Below are 16516 nucleotides of genomic sequence, written 5' to 3'. Positions count from 1 at the left end.
TAGGGCCGGGCGGCTGGACGGAAAGTACCATCGAGTCCAGGATTCGGTGCCGATCGTCCAGGAGGTGGGAGTGGACCCGATCGACGACCTCCTCGCCACGATGAAGATCGAGGACGCCCGGTACGTGCGGATAGCGGCCCGCGCCCCCTGGGGCATCTCGTTCCCTCCCCGGCACCTCGCCCGGCTGGTGCTCATCTCCAGCGGCTCGTGCCTGCTGACCGCGGACGTCCTCGACGGCCCGCGGCGGCTGACGGCCGATGACTGCTTCCTGGTGCGGGCGGGGATCGGCTTCACGCTCCAGGACGAGCGCGGCAGGCCGGTCGTCGACTGTGCGGACGTCTTCGCCCACGCCCCCGGCGCCGTGGCGCGCGCCGGGGGCGACGGCGCGCTGACGGAGATCGTCTCCAGCCGGTTCGCCTTCGACGCCGTGGCGGCCGAGCTGCTGTTCACCCTCCTGCCGCCGCTGTTCCGGCTGAGCCTGGACGATACGGCCGGCCGCCTGCTCCGCTCCACGTTCGACCTCATCGCCGCGGAGGGCGCGACCGGCCGGATCGGCGCGGGCTTCGTCATGAGCCGCCTGTCCGACGTGCTGTTCGTCCAGGCGCTGCGGGCCTGCTGCGCGGAGTTCGGCGGCGGCGCGGTCGGCTGGCTCGCCGCGCTGCGGGACCCGCGGCTGGCCCCGGTCATGCGCGAGATGCACGAGGACCTGGCCCACCCCTGGACGGTCGAGGCCCTGGCCCGTATGGCGGGCATGTCCCGCTCGGCGTTCGCCGTCCTGTTCAAGGAGAAGGCGGGGGACACCCCGCTGGGCTACCTCACGGCGTGGCGCATGTACCGCGTGAAGACCCTGCTCCGCGAGACGCCGCTGAGCGTCCAGGAGATCGCGGTCAGGGTCGGCTACGACACGGGCAGCGCCCTGAGCCGCGCGTTCCTGCGCAGGGAAGGCATGGCTCCGGGCGCCTGGCGCCAGGTGAGGGGCCGCCCCTCCGGGACCGGGGAAGCCTGACGCCGTCGGCTCGGGGCGGGTTCGGACACGGCTTTTACGGGCTCGTACGCGCCCCCCCGGTGCTGCCGCGCGCTAGTCGAGGTTCTGGTGCGTCAGGACGTACTGGGCGGTGTGGAGGAGGGGCTGGTTGTGGCGGAAGGAGTGGGCGCGGAGCCGGGCGAGGGCGTCGTCCGGGAGGAGACCGTATTTGGCGGCGAGGATGCCGGCGGCGATGTGGACGGTGGGCGGGTAGCCCTGGGGGCCGCGCTGGACCGGGCGGTCCCGGCCGGCGAGCAGGTGTGGGTGTTCGTCGACGGCGAGGAGGGCGATGATGCGGGCGTAGGCGACGGCCCGGGCCCGCTGGTCCGGGGTGAAGGGCGTGGGGGTGCTGCGGTAGAGGTCCAGGGCGCCGACGACCAGGCTGCCGAGGCTCAGGGGCAGGGCCATGACGCTGCGGGCGTCCTGTTCGCAGGCGATGGGGGCGTAGGCGGGCCAGCGGGCGTGCGCTTGGCGCAGATCCGTGACGTCGACGGGCTCACGGTGGAGGTAGGCGTCGATGCACGGGCCTTCGCCGGTGACCAGTTGGGCGTCCTCCACCAGGTGGGCCCGTTCGTCGGTGGCGCCCGCCAGCAGGCGCAGTTCCCCGGAGGTGATCAGCGTGGTGCCGGCGAAGTCGGCGTCCAGGTCGTCGGCGCAGGTCCGGCAGGCACTGGCGAGGGTGAAGCCGCTGGTGAAGACGGCGGCGCTGAGCCGCTGCCACGCCGCGGCGTGATGGTCGTGGTCCATGAGCGTGTCCCTGCTGCGGGGTGAGCGCCGGGCGGGGAACGCAGCGGAACACGTCCTTCCGCCGGGGGCTGGGGCGGATACCGGGCCGGGTAGCGGGTTCAGGGGTGCTGGACGGCCGAGATGTCGAGGGTGCCGTCTATGAGCTGTCGGCACAGCTCCGTCAGGGGCATCCGATGAGCACGGGCGTGGCGGCGCAGAGCGTCGAAGGCGCCGTCGAGGTCGGTGTGCCGGCGCTCGGCGAGTATGCCCTTGGCCTGTTCGACGCAGATGCGGCTGGACAGGGCGGCCCGCAACTGGGCCCGCTCGACGTCGCCGTAGACGATGGTGCGCTGCTGGAGGATGGCGATGGTCGCCACGTCCGCGAGGGCGCGCGCCACCCGTGCGTCGGTCGGGCTGAGGTCCTTCTCGCGGGTGTCGAAGAGGTTCATGGCGCCCACGACCTGCTGGCGCAGCCGCATGGGCAGGGCGTGCGTGGTGGTGAAGCCGGTCCGGCGGGCACGGGCGGCGAAGCGGGGGAACGCCGCGCTCTGGACGGGGGAGCCGAGACTGATGTTGAGGCGGGCGGCGCCGCTGCGATAGCACTCCACGCACGGCCCCTGCTCGGTCTGGAGGGCGAACAGCTCCAGCAGCCGGGTGTGCTCGTCGGAGGCGGCGATCACCTGGAGTCCGCCCTCGGGGTCGGCGAGCATGACACCCACGGCCGCCACATCCAGCAACTCGTTGCAGTGGTCGCACAGTTGGTGCAGGAACTCGATCAGGTCGAAGTCGTCGACCAGCGTGTCCACGGCCTCCACCATCGCCGCCAGCAGTTGTTCCTCACGTGTCATGGTCCGTCAGTCCCTTCACCGGCAGCGGCGGCCGGCCCGTCTCCATCGTCTCGAAAGCTCAGCCTGCGGGCCACCACGTCCTCGGCGACCTCCGACACCCGGCGCCCGTGGCGGAAGGCGTGGGCCCGCAGCCGCAGCAGCGCCTGCGCCACGGGCACCCCGGCCTGCACGCTGATCATGCCGCTGGCCTGGTGGACGGCGGCCCGGTAGAAGTCCGAGCCCCCTTCCGCCGACGCGAAGGCGTCCCAGCGCGGCCCGCCCTCCAGGAGGACGGCGGTCAGCGCGTTGGCCACCAGCCACGCGCCGGTCGTCGTGGCCTCCGCCGGCGGGCCCGGCGCCGCGCGTTGCAGGGTCAGGGTGCCCAGGCAGGCCGAACCCACGTGCAGCGGGAAGCAGAAGACGGCCCCGATCCCCAGCGCCGCGGCCTCGGGCAGCAGCATGGGCCACCGGTCGGCCGGGACCCGCGACATGTCCGGCACCAGCACCGGCGCGCAGCGTACGCCCACTTCCGGCCCCGGGCCCTGGCCCAGCGTGAACTGCTGCTCCTCCAGCCGCGCGCTGGCGCCGTCGGAGCACCACAGCACTTCGCTCGAACCGCTGTCCGTCAGTACGGAGACGGCGACGCCGTCCACGGCCAGCGCCCGGGCGCACACCGCCGGATCGACGCCGACCAGCCCCGTATCGGCGCCGGACGGGGCCAGATGCCCCAGTACGGCAGCCAGGTCGCGGTCGGCGCCCACCTGCCCACCTCCCGCACAGCCGGGTCCGGCAGCCGCCCCGCGGCGCGGAACGACGTTTTCGGCGGCTCAATTCTAGGGACTTTCCCGCCCCTTCCGCCCTCTTCCGCCCTTCTTCCGCTCACTTGCCGACGTCGACCCGAGGGGACGGGCCCGCAGCCGCGGACGGGCCATGCCGGGCCGGGGGACGGAAGTCGCCGGAAAACGCCGGAGGGCGAGAGAGACGGTCACCGGCCGCCGGTAAGCACGGTGACGTAAGCACGGTGAGACGCCGGGCGGAAGCGTAGGGTGGAGGAGCAGCCGGCCGAGGCGACGTTGCTCATCCACCACTCCTGGCACTGGCTTCCGGTCAGGGCAGCATCGGCGGCAGACGCCGGAGATCGGAACGCACCCATGTGTGCCCACCGCACCGCACGCCCGCCCATCCGCGCACGGAGCCCGCGGTGACCGGCCCCCGCGCCGAAGCCGTCGCCCTCGCCGGCGCCTATGCGGGCCGGCCCCACCCGGCCCGGCGCCTCGGCGAGGCCTGCCGCACGTCCCTGCACGACGCCTACTCGGTGGGCCTGACGCTGACGGCCGACACCGCCCTGGCCCAGCGGGTCTCCCTGTGCGCCGTCGGCCCGCTCGCGGACCGCGGCGAGACCCTGCAGATCAACCTCGGCGAAGGCCCCTGCGTACAGGCCCTGAGCCAGGGCGCGCCGGTGCTCGCCGACGATCTCGACGACCCGCACGCCACCGGCCAGTGGGCCGGCTACGCCCAGCAGGCCAGGGCCCACCGCATCCGCGCCGCCTTCGCCCTGCCCGCCCGCAACGGCCTCGGCCCCGCGCGGCGGGCCGGACTCGTCCTCACCCTCTACCGCGACCGGCCCGGCCCGGCGTCCCCCGGCGACCTGCACACCGCCCAGCTGCACACCGACGCCGCGGAACTGCTGCTCCTGACCGCGCCCCTGCCCGGCGGGGACGACCTCACCGACGCCTGGCTGCTGCCCGTCGACGCCGTCGTCCACCAGGCCATCGGCATGATCAGCTACCGCCACGCCCTCAGCACCGGCCAGGCCCTCGCCCTCCTGCGCACCCACGCCCACGCCGCGGACGCCGACCTGACCGCCCTCGCCCGCGCCATCGTCCACGAGAACCTGCGCCTCCCCGGCCGGCCGGGCACCGGCCCCGTCGACGCCTGAGCGGTCCCTTCCCGCCGATGAAGTGACGCTCCGGCCCGCACGGCTCCCGCGCGGTCACGGCTCCCGCGCAGTGACGTTCCACCTCGCACGTATCCCGCGCAGTGGCGCTCCACCTCGCTCGGCTCCCGCGAAGTGACGCTTCGGCCTGCGCGGATTCAGCCGTCCCGTGCGCGCCTGTCCCGTGCGGTCGAACGCTGTGGCGGGCTGGGTATGGCGACCAGCGCAGCGAAAGGTGTTCCTTCGCAGGCCGCGCCGGGGTTGTGCGGACCCGCCTCGCGTCGTCGACCAAGGCGGCTCGATCTCCGTTCCCCGGCAGACTCCGCTCAGGGCCGGGCGGCCGACCACTGCCTGAACGAAGCAGGCAGCGCTGCCAGGACATCGCTCTCCTGCGGGGCCCACCCCAACGCGTCCCGGGCGGTGGAGGAGTCGATGACCTCGTCACGGTCGAACACCCGGTACACCGGCTTCTCGTCCTCGATCGAGGCGAAGGCCGGAGCGTCGGTGCTGCCGGCCGCCCGGGCAGCGGCTTCGACGACGGCCAGCGGGGCCACGGGATGTGCGTCGGCCAGCAGGTAGGCGCGCCCATCATGTTCCTCGGGCGCACGCAGCACAGCCGTGTACGCACGCGCCAGGTCCTCGACGTGAATCCAGGACCACACCTTGTCCCGCCGCCCCCGGTGCACCGGCCCGGAGGACCGGGCCTCGCGGAACCAGTCCCCGACGATCGAACTGCGCGCATCACCGCCGTGCACCATCCCGGGGCGCAGCACGGTGTGCGGCAGCCCGGTACCGCGCAGTTCGGCTTCCAGCCGCGCACGTCGATTGCCGTCGTCGACGGGGGTCTGAGGCGTCAGCACCGCGTGGGCGTGCTCACCGTAGACCGAGCAGCCGGTCGTATACACCAGATGCCGGCGGCCACCGGCGTCGGCGAGAGCGCCGAACAGAGCACGATCGGCGCCGACGGGGTCATCCGCATCGAAGGCGGTATGGACCACGGCGTCCGCACTGGCGAGTATCCCGTCGAGCACGGCACGGTCCGCGAGACGCCCGCGCAGCGGCCGGACACCGAGGTCCCGCAGCCCCCGCACCCTGTCCGAGTCCGGATCCCGCGTGAGGGCATCGACCTCATGCCCCGCCCCGGCCAGAGCGACCGCGACAGCATGGCCGACATAGCCGGTCGCCCCAGTGATCAGTACACGCATCCCCCGAGGCTAACGCGTACCCCGGCTGTGGGGGTGGCCGGGACTGTGTCGCACGGCGGTTGCGGCTTTCGACGTCACAGGGCAGCGCCTGTCCGATCCGATTGAGGGCTGCATCGCTCGGTGGTGATGACGAGCGAGGTGAAGGACAACTTGTACGAGCAGTCCTGCGATTGGTCAGTATGATTTTGCCTCTTCGGTGGCCATGTGTGATCGGCAGGGGCCATGGCTGGAGCCGCTACCGCGCCAGTAGCCATGTGGCGAGCGTGGACAGCGCAGTGGGTACCGTGTACGGCAGCCAGCGGGGGAGCCGCGCGATGCGTAGCCGTAGGTACAGGACGTCCTCCACGCGCACCTCCAGGGTGGTGCACGGCCTCCGGATCTGGGCGCGGTGCGCAGACCGACTCATGAGGCATCCGCCTGCTGGGCGTACCAGCGGCGCTGGTAGCCCCGCCATCTGCGGCGCCGGCGCTCGCGCAGCTCTGGCGCTGTGAGTGCCACCCACCGTTCCAGCCAGAGGTTCACTGCCTGCTCATCCTCGCCGCAGGCACGCACGATCGCGATCATCAGTTCCTGCGGGAGGCCGCGATCCCCTCGGAGGGCTGCGCTGACGGCGGACGGCGACCAGCCGCTGTGTCGAGCCACCTCCCGCCTCGACACCGAGCGCTTCTGCAAGAGGGCGGCGAGGGCCACCAGGAGGTCGGCGTGCTCGTGCAAGCCGCCGGGGGGCCCTCCCTCCCAGCGTGCTGCGGCTCTGGCCCGATGGATCCGACGGGTGAAATCGTCCACCTCCCGCCACAGGTCCTGGGCCTGCTCATGCCATAGCTGGCGTGGGCCGATCCTGGCACCATCGAGGGCCCCGATCATCGCGATCAGTACAGGCCACGTCGGTTGCGAGCGCCCAGAGAGCGCACGGGAGATCACCGACCGGTCGTATCCCACCCGCCTCGCCATCGCGCCCCGGCTGATTCTGCGGTGCCCCATCTGCCCCAGGATCAGCTCGGCCAGCCTGCGCCGCCGCTTTGCCCGCCGCCTGCGCATGCTCCGGATGTCCACTGTCACGCCCTCCTGATCGGCTCCGTCTCTGGCCAGCAGAGTGCGGGGGCTCGCAGGGTGCTGTCGAACGTCCGTGAGATCCGTGGCTACAGACTCTCGCGCGCGCTCCTTTCGTGGCAGAGCCCCTGGTCCGCTGCACCTGGGCAGATCAGCAGGGTGCAGCCGATTTCCTGTGCGCGCTGTCGCTTACGATGCCGTCCGCGATCCTCCGTCTCCTTCGGCCCGCAGTTCTGCGCAAGATCCAACTGAGCTATGCAGCCACAAGTGCCAGGCCAACCTGGCAGATGCAAGGTCAGCCGCTACAGGGCAGCGCCCGCTGTCCTGTGCGACTGATCTCTGCATCCGGCAAGGTTGTGGCCTGGGAGAGGCAGAGTGATTTGGGTCGCCGGTGGAGCGATCTCTGCAGATCTACTTTGCATTTTGCGGGGACTGGCGCAACCCAGTGAAGGCGTCGGCGGCACTTCCCAGGGTGAGTGCCGCCGATGCCTTGAGTGGGTCAGAGGAACAGAGCAAGCACACCCGCGATGGAGCCGAGAACCGTGATGACGGTGGCGATGGCGGCCCAGATCTTCCTCTTGGTCCGGGGGGAGCGCTGATCTGCTGCTTCCTTGCCGACGCCGACCTTGCTCTCGCTGTTGTCTTTGGCGATGGCGGAGGTGATGTTGACGTGTGACCCGGCGCCGTTGATGACCACGTGGACGGAGTTGGCGGACGGTGCCGACTCGTTGCTGTCAGCCGTGCGGCTGGTCGGCTCCAGCGGCGACGTTGCATCATGGAGGGGGGAACACTCGGGGCGACGCTGCACTTCGGGGTTGCTCACTGGTGTTCTCCAACTGTCAGGTAGTTACTGGCGGTAGTGCCGCACCGTTCCTTCCGGCGCCAACCAGGGGCGGAGCGGTGCGGCATGCAGGAGCTTGGCGCTGTCAAGACGCCTTCGACTGCACGTTGGAATGGCCGTCGGCCGTCGATCCCGACCGCGGTGTGGCGTATCCCAGGCCGCGCGGCGTGAACGGAGCCAGAAGGGAGTAGACGGGCCTGGAAGCCAAGCCGGTCCGGGTCTTGAGCGTGTCGAACGGCTCGTCCTCGACATGCGCAAGAACGCCCTTGTCCTGGAGTTCCGTGAGCCCCCTGCCAGCAGTGTCGGCAGAGATGCCGTACCAACTCGGCATCCGATCCTGGGGGAGTGTGAATCGTTCCTTGCGCTGGCTGAGAGTGATCAGCAGCATGGCCTTGCCCGGTAGGCTCAGGGACTCGTTCAGGCTGTGGTCCCAGTACTCGTAGGGCAGTTGGAAGTACGGGTCCCCGCCGCTGCTGCTGGGCGGCGTGTAGGGGGTATCCGAACCGTCCTCGCGGAGCTTGATGATGGTGGCCTTCCCCTTCTCACCCCTCTTCCTCTCGATCAGCTTCAGGTTGAGGAGTGCCTTCCAGGCCCTGGAGACGGTAGTTGGCCCGGCCGTCTCGTCGTAGTTGCCCACCGAGCGGGCCCACGTAGTCGCCCACTCAGTGACGTCGAAGTCGCCGCCGCTTGTGACGGCACTGACCAGCAGGTAGAGGTCGAGCGCCCGCGGCTGGGACTTGCGGACGAGCTCGCAGAGCTGGCCTGGGGTAGGGGTCCCCTTGGGGCCCTTCTGCAGGAACTCCCTGCGGATGGGGACGGTGCGGTTGGGGCGTGATGAGCGCTCCAGGAGGAGGCGGATGGTGTCCCGCTGGGGCAGTGTTCCCGGCTGAGCTGGAGAGGTTGCTGGAGTGCTTGCCGTCGTCATATGGCCATGCTGCCACAGTTCGTGACGGGACCTCAGTGACTGAGCGGCGCGACTGGGCACACCGACTCATCACTTCAGCGGGTGCCTTAGGAATCCATCTATGAAAACTGTTAGGAACACAGCTAGGAAGACATGTGAGGACTAGTTGTAGGTGACGATTTGTGGGGTGGTTCTCGGCGGCTGGCTGACCGGCAACGTATGAGGTGTCTGCTTGAACGGGGCCGACTCGACTTCTTCAACTGCGAGACCTATCGGCCCCGGCGGACTGCTGTCTCGGCACTTCGAGGTCGGATGGTCAGCGGCCCGCTTTCTGCTCCACTCGCTCGCGGGCTGTCTGGTCGAGGAGTTGCTGGTCGGTGCGCTTGCTATGCCAGATGGCTCCTTCGATCCGTTCGTAGTCCTGGGCCCAGGCGCGGTCGATGACGGGGCGGATGTGGTTGTGCCGGAGCAGGGCGGATCCGGCCTTGCGGTTCCGGCTGAACCAGAGCGCGCTCTTCTCGTGCCGCTTGAGGCTGCCGCCGTGGAGAGGTGGGAGGAGGCACTGGGCCCTGGCTGGGCTGTACGTGTTCGTCGGAGAGGACGGCGGTCGCCAGGAGTCGACGGTGGCCCAGTGCGCTATGGCGTCGCCGAGCTCGGGCTTGTCGGTGTAGGGGTAGCTGATGCGGCGACTGATCTCGTCGAGGAAGCGGAGCTGGTCGAGGAGAGTCCCGCCCGCGCGGTGGCGCCAGTGGGGCGACGTGATGAGCGTGGCCAGGCCGACGGCTTCGGGATAGACCGCGGCGAACAGCTTCGAGGTGCTGTAAGTGCGGAAGGCGGTCGTCTCGTCGTCGGGTATGAGGACGCGGGCCCGTGCGTCCCAGGTGTGCCAGACGTGCCGGCGGTCCTCGGGCGGGCGGACAGTGTCCCAGATGTGCCCGCAGAAACTGAAGGCGGTCAGTACCGCGTCGTAGGTGGCGGCCCAGCCATGGCGACGCAGCAGCCGTAGGTGACGGCGCTGGGAGTGAACGATGGCCGGGATCTCGTCGAGGTCGGCCGCGGGCTGGTTGACGTCGGGCGGTCCGATCCAGGTGCGGTGGCGCAGGCAGACGTAGCGGTGGTGCGGCAGGAGCCGGGTCACCTTTCCGCCGGCATGTTGGGCGTCGCAGCGGTGGCAGCCGGTCTGCGGCTGGTGGCGGAACATCGCCCACTCGGGTTGTGGGTCGCGCAGTTCCGGCAGGGCTCCGGCGAGGGCGTGAACGCTCCGGCCGGTGAGGGCGGCGAGCCGTTCGGGGACGACGACGCGGCGCATGCCGCCGGACTTCTCCCGCTCGGTGACCTGGGTCCAGAGGCCGTTGACGTCCAGGCCGTGGAGGGTGGCCAGGCGGCTGATGTAGGAGGCGGCGATCTCGTGCCGGGCGGGCGGGACGGGGTCGGGCAGAGTACGCACGAGCATCAGGCCGCGCGCCTCCGGCGGGAGGGGGGCTTGGCCGGTGCGGTGAGTTGCTCGGACTGCTCGGCGGCGAAGTCGATCGGGACCAGGGCGAGCAGGTCCTGCGTGATGCGTTCGCTCTCGTCCTCGACGGCGAGGACGGCGGCGCCGCGGATGAGCTGGGAGAGACTGCCGATCATGCCGCCGGTGCGGTGGAAGATGTACTCGCTCAACTCGGCGAGCGTGCCAGGCTCGTGGCGGTGCAGCCGGAGCATAGATTCCAGGGTGGCGACCAGCGCCCGCCAGGTGCCGTGGTCCTGGTCGGTGGCGTGGGAGAACGGGGCGGCGGGGATGACGACGAAACGACCGGCGATCTGCCGTCCCCGGGTGCCGGCGAACAGGCCCCGGGACTCGATATCGATGCCCGCGTAGGCGAAGGTGGCGGGCAGCCGTTCCGCGAAGTACTTCAACTGGTCGGATGCTTCAGCCCCGGACCGCGTTGCCAGGTTCAGGTTGTGCAGCTCGTCGACGAGTACGAGGTCGGCATGGACATGGGCGGCCGTCGCACAGACCGCGTCCACGATGTCGGTGACGTTGGCCCGGGTGGGGAAGGACAGGCCGAAGAAGCGGGCGAACTCCATCGCGAGCATCTTCGGTGTGGCCGCTGGCGGGACGGTGACATAGACGACCGGGAGCCGGTGACGATCCCGCGGGTGCTGCTTGCGGATGGCCAGCTCGTGAGCCCGCCCCAACTGCGTGAGCGCGGTCGTCTTCCCAGTGCCGGAGGCTCCGGAGAGGATCACGCCGCGGCGGGCGGAGATCTGGTTGCGGTTGAGCTGAATCAGCAGCCGGGACGTGGCGATGACCTTGCGGATGGTCGGAGTGTTCACCATCGGCAGGTCGGCGTGATACTCCCGGCGCCGTTCATCCTCACCAAGACGCTCGGACCGGCTCAGCGCCGCCCGCTCGGCGGCGGTCAGCAGCCGGGGCGGGACCGGCTCGCGCCCGACGAAGTGCCGCCAGCCCTCCTTGGTGGTCAGCGGGCTGTCCGGCGGAGCCTGGTCGGCCATGTCCGTGTCCGGGGTGCGGGCAGGGGAGGGCTTGCTCATAGCCACCTTTCGGCTTCGGCGTGGGCATCGAAGACCCCGAAGGGCACCACCGTCGCGGACGGCTGGACCTCGGGCTCCGGTTCGGATGCGGCATCGGAGTCGATCGCGGGGGCCGCGGCGGGCGCATGGACGGCGGCCGCCACCCGGGTGCGGCCCACGACCTTGGCCGTGCGCTTGTCCGGCCCGTGCTCGGCACGGGTCAGCAACTCGTCCAGCACGCGGGCGACGACCGCCTCGCTGGTGTCATCGAGACCGGCCTCGGCGGCCAGACGGCGGGCGTGGCTCCAGGTGAAGTCCGCGAACGGGGCGTTGACCAGCGGCAGATGGACCCACGGAACGGCGATCCAGCCCTGCTGGGTGCGTACGAATACCCGGGACAGGTCGTAGGGGTCGTAATGCACCTCCCAGAGCCCGCGCTTGGCCGAATGGCCGGAGTGCTGGCGCCGGTGCGGCCCCAGGTCCGCGCTGTCGTAGGTGCGGTAGCTGATCTTTATGCCGTAGTCGTTGACCGCCCGCCAGGCCACCGGCAGCAGCTCCAGGTAGTCCTCGCCTCGCAGCACCAGAGGAAGATAGCCGCAGGCCGCGACCAGCGAGGCGTACTTGTCGTTCGGCGACATCGCCTGCTTCGGCCGATAAGGGTCGCGCAGACTGTCGTGCCGTCTGGCCTGCCACCCGGCCAGAAGCCACTCGTCAAGAAGGTCCTGGAGCTCGGGGAGCGTCCAGACGGCCTGGTCCTCGACCTTCTCGCCGCGGCGGGAGACGTTCGCTCCGGTGTAGCCGGCGAGATGCTGAGTGAACAGCGAGTTGATCGCGGAAAAGGTGGCCTCCACGATGGCCTTGTCGGTAGGCGTGCGTGGTCTTGATCTTTGGACGGAGACCCCGAGACGGTTGCAGGCCCGGATGAAGGTGTCGGAGATGAACACCTTCCCGCCGTCGATGACGACGGTGTCCGGCACGATCACCGGCTTCGCGGCGGCCTGTTCCATCCGCGCGTCCACGTCCAGCAGCCGCAGGTGCGGCATCCGTGAAGCAGCCATCCGCAGCGAGGCTGACCAGCCCGGCCGCATCGGCTCGGGCACCAGCATCCGGGCCAGCAGCAGCGAGGCGTCCACCGCCTTCGTGCCCACCGGCCGCAGCACCGCAGCACAGATCGTGCGGGTCGCGACATCGACCGCGATCGTCAAGTCCGCGCGGGCGGTCAGCCCTGAATCGAGCACCACCATCACATCCAGCGGGGTGGAGTCGATCTGCACCTGTTCCCCGGGCCGGTCCGCGAACGTCGGCGTGAACGGCCCCTCGGGCCGGTTCCCCGCCTGCCGCCGAGTGACCGCCGAACCGAAGGTGTGCTTCCCCGTGGAAAGCACATCGACGAGCTTGTAGAAGGTGCTCTTGCTCGGCAGCGGCACCACCCCCTCGCCGTGGGCGGCCTCCACCATCTTGACCACCCGGCGGATGAGCCGGGACCGGGTCCCCGTCGACGTGTTCGTCTCCGCGTCCAGGGCCTCACAGATCGCCGTGACCAGCCGGGCATCCGCCCGTCCCGTCGTCTCCCACGTCCGCGTCGCCCGCTGGTCGACCAGTCCCCAAACCCCCTGCTGAACGTAACGTGACCTGCGGGCCTGCATCGTGCGCAGACTCACCCCCAACTCGTCCGCCTTCGCCGCGATCCGCTCCATCAGCGAACGCAGGGCCGGGTCGTACTCGGGCCGCGGCCGTATGCCCGGACTGGCACCAAGAGGCAGACCCGTCTCGACCTCCACCATGTGCCGTTCCCACTCGTGTGCCGCCGACCGCACCGCTTCCGGCAGCGCCGCCAGCAGACCCGAAGGCTCCAGCGCCGGCAGCGGATCCGAGCCGGTCACCGCGAAGTCCGGCGACGCCATCAGATACGACGCCAGCACCACCGACTCCACCCCGCCCTGCGAGCGCAGCCGCACCGACGCCCCCGCCAGGCCCACCACCTGGTGGTTCCCGCCGTCATAAGTGATCCAGTCCCCGGGCCGCAGCACGGGGACATTCCGTCCGGCCGTCACCGAACCGCCCCTGGCGACACCAGCGTCCCGGCGTGCAGCGGCACCGACACATCCACCACCAGCTCGTGCGACCACAGCAGATGGAACAGCACCGGCAACACCGCGACCGGATCCCCCACCGCCGCGGCCCCGTCCATCAGCGCCAGCGGCTCGGCGAACACCTCCCGCAGCCCGGAGGCAACCGGCTCCACCCGGTGCCGGGGCGTGCGGTAGCCCGCCAGCCACCGCACATTGCGCACCACGACCGCATCCGGCGCCCCCACCAGCCGAAACTCCCACCCCACCTGGGCGCAGGTCGCCCGAGTCTCCTCAAACTTCGCCCAGTCCCGCGACCCCCGGCGATCCACCGGACGGCAGTCGACCACGGTCGCGCCGCCGTCGTCCCGGCGGGCAAAGTAGTCCGGCGCATGCGAGACGCCCCTGCCCGTCTCCGAGGCCCAGAACAGCCAGAACGGCTGCGAGGAGATCCCCACCACGGCCGGGTCGAAGTCCAGCAACATCACATGATCGCGCTCCAGCCAGGACTCGTACCCGATGTGCCCGCCCACCGTCGACGACCACCACAGCCCCGGCAGATGCCGCTGTCCCTTGTACGGCTTGAACCTACGTACCGGCGCAGCATCCTCGAACCGCACCGCCCACACATCCGCCAGCGGGCGCCGAAGCTCCGACCCGCCCGCGTCGATGTACCCGACCTCGAACCCCACCCGCGGCGGCCCCGGCACACCGCCGGGCACCACCCCTAACGCACTGACCACGTTCTGCTAACTCCGCCCCTCGACGCAAGGTAACTCTGACCTACGCAAGATCGGATGCAGAGTAAAGCTGGAATGTGCAGAGTTCGGCACCACAGGACAGCCCGCCGTGATCGCTCACAGCGAACACCCGCCGGGGAACAACAGGAGCCTCATATGCATTGAGTCCATATAGCTCAACTTGCCTGCTGAAGGGAAGATCATGGCTTCGACGTCCACACCGCTCACCCTCCCTGTGCTGCCCCTCGACGACGAGGTCGTGCTGCCCGGCATGGTGGTGCCGCTCGACCTCTCCGACACCGACGTACGGGCCGCCGTGGAGGCCGCGCAGGCCGCCGCGCGGTCCAGCGGCTCCGGCGGCGGGAAGCCGAAGGTGCTGCTGGTGCCGCGCGTCGACGGGACGTATGCCGCCGTCGGCACGCTCGGCACCGTCGAGCAGGTCGGGCGGCTCTCCGACGGGGACCCCGGCGCGTTGATCCGCGGCGTCCACCGCGTGCGGATCGGGGCCGGGACCACCGGGCCCGGGGCGGCGCTCTGGGTGGAGGGCGTCCAGATCGAGGAGAGCGCTCCCGACGCGCCCGTGCCCGGCGCCGTCGCCGAGTTGATGAAGGAGTACAAGGCCCTCGCCACCAGCTGGCTCCGCAAGCGGGGCGCCTGGCAGGTCGTGGACCGGGTGCAGCAGATCGACGATGTCTCTCAGCTCGCCGACAACTCCGGATATTCCCCGTTCCTCTCCGTCCAGCAGCGCGTCGAGCTGCTGGAGACCGCCGACCCGGTGGCGCGGCTGCGGCTCGCCGTGTCCTGGCTCAGCGATCACCTCGCCGAGCAGGACGTCGCCGAGTCCATCGCGAAGGACGTCCAGGAGGGCGTCGACAAGCAGCAGCGCGAGTTCCTGCTCCGCCGCCAGCTGGAGGCCGTGCGCAAGGAGCTGTCCGAGCTCAACGGCGAATCCCAGTCGGATGCGGCCGAGGGCGACGACTACCGGGCCCGCGTCGAGGCCGCCGAGCTGCCCGACGACGTCCGCAAGGCCGCCCTCAAGGAGGTCGACAAGCTGGAGCGGTCCTCCGACCAGAGCCCTGAGGGGTCCTGGATCAGGACCTGGCTGGACACCGTTCTCGAACTGCCGTGGAACGAGCGGACGGAGGACGCGTACGACATCGCCGGGGCCAAGGGCGTCCTGGACGCCGACCACGCCGGGCTGGAGGACGTCAAGGAGCGGATCACCGAGTACCTCGCGGTCCGCAAGCGCCGCGCGGACCGGGGCCTCGGGCTCGTCGGCGGGCGGCGCGGCGGCGCGGTGCTCGCGCTCGTGGGCCCGCCGGGCGTCGGAAAAACCAGTTTGGGCGAAAGTGTCGCCCGTGCCATGGGGCGCAAGTTCGTCCGCGTCGCCCTCGGCGGCGTCCGCGACGAGGCCGAGATCCGCGGCCACCGCCGTACGTACGTGGGCGCGCTGCCCGGCCGGATCGTACGGGCCGTCAAGGAGGCCGGGTCCATGAACCCCGTCGTCCTGCTCGACGAGATCGACAAGGTCGGCTCCGACTTCCGGGGCGACCCGGCCGCCGCCCTCCTCGAAGTCCTCGACCCGGCGCAGAACCACACCTTCCGCGACCACTACCTGGAGGTCGAACTCGACCTGTCCGACGTCGTCTTCCTCGCCACCGCCAACGTCCTCGAAGCCATCCCGGAGGCCCTGCTCGACCGCATGGAGCTGGTCCGGCTCGACGGCTACACCGAGGACGAGAAGGTCACCATCGCCCGCGACCACCTCCTCAAGCGGCAGTTGGAGCGCGCGGGGCTGGGCGACGACGAGGTGGTGCTGGAGGACGAGGCGCTGCGCAAGCTCGCCGGCGAGTACACCCGGGAGGCGGGCGTACGGAACCTGGAGCGCTCCATCGCGCGGCTGCTGCGCAAGGTCGCGGCCCAGCACGAACTCGGCGAGCGGGAGCTGCCGTTCACCGTCGGCGCGGGCGAACTGCGCGGCCTGATCGGGCGGCCGCACCACACCCCCGAGTCGGCCCAGGACCCGGCCGAGCGGCGCACCGCCGTGCCCGGCGTGGTCACCGGTCTCGCCGTGACCGGCGCGGGCGGCGACGTCCTGTACGTCGAGGCGTCGCTCGCCGACGCCGAGACGGGCGGCGCGGGGCTGACGCTGACCGGGCAGCTCGGCGACGTCATGAAGGAGTCCGCGCAGATCGCGCTCTCCTTCCTGCGCTCGCACGGCGCCGAACTGGAGCTGCCCGTCGGCGACTTGAAGGAGCGCGGCGTCCACCTGCACGTACCGGCGGGGGCCGTGCCGAAGGACGGGCCGAGCGCGGGCGTCACCATGACCACCGCGCTGGCCTCGCTGCTCTCCGGCCGCCAGGTCCGCCCGGACGTGGCGATGACCGGCGAGGTGTCGCTGACCGGGCGGGTGCTGCCCATCGGCGGCGTCAAGCAGAAGCTGCTCGCCGCGCACCGGGCCGGTATCACCACGGTGGTCATCCCCAAGCGCAACGAGCCGGACCTCGACGACGTACCCGCCGAGATCCTCGACCGGCTCGACGTGCACCCGGTCTCGGACGTCCGCCAGGTCCTGGAACTGGCGCTTCAGCCCGCCGCGGCGGCCGCGACGGGTACGGAGGTCCCGGTCGCGGCGTGACGGGCCGTGACGGACGCGAACGGGCCGCCCGGTGGAACC

The 16516-nt window shown here is 70.8% G+C and carries 14 protein-coding genes; 3 read left to right on the top strand and 11 right to left on the bottom strand.

Annotated features, from left to right (window positions below; genetic code table 11):
- Nucleotides 1–46 precede the first annotated feature (46 nt).
- Nucleotides 47–1006: an AraC family transcriptional regulator gene (locus AB0I22_RS02385; RefSeq protein ID WP_363128733.1), complete on the top strand. Its 960-nt coding sequence runs from the start codon at nucleotides 47–49 to the stop codon at nucleotides 1004–1006.
- A gap of 72 nt (nucleotides 1007–1078) precedes the next feature.
- On the opposite strand, the gene AB0I22_RS02380 is transcribed toward AB0I22_RS02385, so the two are convergent.
- The 3 genes from AB0I22_RS02380 to AB0I22_RS02370 all read right to left on the bottom strand — a co-directional run bounded on the left by AB0I22_RS02380 (nucleotide 1079) and on the right by AB0I22_RS02370 (nucleotide 3338).
- Nucleotides 1079–1771: a GAF and ANTAR domain-containing protein gene (locus AB0I22_RS02380; RefSeq protein ID WP_363128732.1), complete on the bottom strand. Its 693-nt coding sequence runs from the start codon at nucleotides 1769–1771 to the stop codon at nucleotides 1079–1081.
- A gap of 98 nt (nucleotides 1772–1869) precedes the next feature.
- Complete coding sequence (locus AB0I22_RS02375) at nucleotides 1870–2598, bottom strand: GAF and ANTAR domain-containing protein (RefSeq protein WP_363128731.1); 729 nt, start codon at nucleotides 2596–2598, stop codon at nucleotides 1870–1872.
- On the bottom strand, nucleotides 2595–3338 hold the full coding sequence (locus tag AB0I22_RS02370) for a GAF and ANTAR domain-containing protein (protein WP_363128730.1): 744 nt from the start codon (nucleotides 3336–3338) through the stop codon (nucleotides 2595–2597). Before AB0I22_RS02370 ends, AB0I22_RS02375 begins: the two co-directional genes overlap by 4 nt.
- A 440-nt stretch (nucleotides 3339–3778) precedes the next feature.
- On the opposite strand from AB0I22_RS02370, the gene AB0I22_RS02365 reads away from it, so the two are divergent.
- Complete coding sequence (locus AB0I22_RS02365; protein ID WP_363128729.1) at nucleotides 3779–4516, top strand: GAF domain-containing protein; 738 nt, start codon at nucleotides 3779–3781, stop codon at nucleotides 4514–4516.
- A gap of 323 nt (nucleotides 4517–4839) precedes the next feature.
- Here AB0I22_RS02365 and AB0I22_RS02360 read toward each other — a convergent pair whose 3' ends face one another.
- From AB0I22_RS02360 to AB0I22_RS02325, 8 genes are all read right to left on the bottom strand, one after another.
- Nucleotides 4840–5718, bottom strand: a complete 879-nt coding sequence (locus AB0I22_RS02360) for an NAD-dependent epimerase/dehydratase family protein (protein WP_363128728.1) — start codon at nucleotides 5716–5718, stop codon at nucleotides 4840–4842.
- A gap of 402 nt (nucleotides 5719–6120) precedes the next feature.
- Nucleotides 6121–6777: a helix-turn-helix transcriptional regulator gene (locus AB0I22_RS02355; protein WP_363128727.1), complete on the bottom strand. Its 657-nt coding sequence runs from the start codon at nucleotides 6775–6777 to the stop codon at nucleotides 6121–6123.
- 490 nt (nucleotides 6778–7267) lie between these two features.
- On the bottom strand, nucleotides 7268–7591 hold the full coding sequence (locus AB0I22_RS02350) for a hypothetical protein (protein ID WP_363128726.1): 324 nt from the start codon (nucleotides 7589–7591) through the stop codon (nucleotides 7268–7270).
- Between the two features lie 103 nt (nucleotides 7592–7694).
- On the bottom strand, nucleotides 7695–8534 hold the full coding sequence (locus AB0I22_RS02345) for a hypothetical protein (RefSeq protein ID WP_363128725.1): 840 nt from the start codon (nucleotides 8532–8534) through the stop codon (nucleotides 7695–7697).
- 295 nt (nucleotides 8535–8829) lie between these two features.
- A complete protein-coding gene (locus AB0I22_RS02340) occupies nucleotides 8830–9966 on the bottom strand; it encodes a hypothetical protein (protein ID WP_363128724.1) in 1137 nt (378 codons plus the stop codon).
- Complete coding sequence (locus tag AB0I22_RS02335) at nucleotides 9966–11051, bottom strand: ATP-binding protein (protein WP_363128723.1); 1086 nt, start codon at nucleotides 11049–11051, stop codon at nucleotides 9966–9968. The genes AB0I22_RS02340 and AB0I22_RS02335 overlap by 1 nt, the downstream gene beginning before the upstream one ends.
- The gene (locus AB0I22_RS02330) at nucleotides 11048–13060 is read right to left on the bottom strand and encodes a Mu transposase C-terminal domain-containing protein (protein ID WP_363128722.1); all 2013 of its coding nucleotides are present in this window, start codon (nucleotides 13058–13060) and stop codon (nucleotides 11048–11050) included. Before AB0I22_RS02330 ends, AB0I22_RS02335 begins: the two co-directional genes overlap by 4 nt.
- Before the next feature lie 20 nt (nucleotides 13061–13080).
- Complete coding sequence (locus AB0I22_RS02325; protein ID WP_363128721.1) at nucleotides 13081–13791, bottom strand: TnsA-like heteromeric transposase endonuclease subunit; 711 nt, start codon at nucleotides 13789–13791, stop codon at nucleotides 13081–13083.
- Nucleotides 13792–14041: 250 nt separating this feature from the next.
- Here AB0I22_RS02325 and lon point away from each other — a divergent pair, with 250 nt between their 5' ends.
- A complete protein-coding gene (gene lon, locus AB0I22_RS02320; RefSeq protein ID WP_363128720.1) occupies nucleotides 14042–16477 on the top strand; it encodes an endopeptidase La in 2436 nt (811 codons plus the stop codon).
- Nucleotides 16478–16516 lie beyond the last annotated feature (39 nt).

The sequence above is a fragment of the Streptomyces sp. NPDC050610 genome (genome assembly GCF_040654875.1).
Taxonomy (GTDB): domain Bacteria; phylum Actinomycetota; class Actinomycetes; order Streptomycetales; family Streptomycetaceae; genus Streptomyces.
Note: the sequence above shows the minus strand (reverse complement) of the source record. Positions and strands in the feature narration are given on the sequence as shown.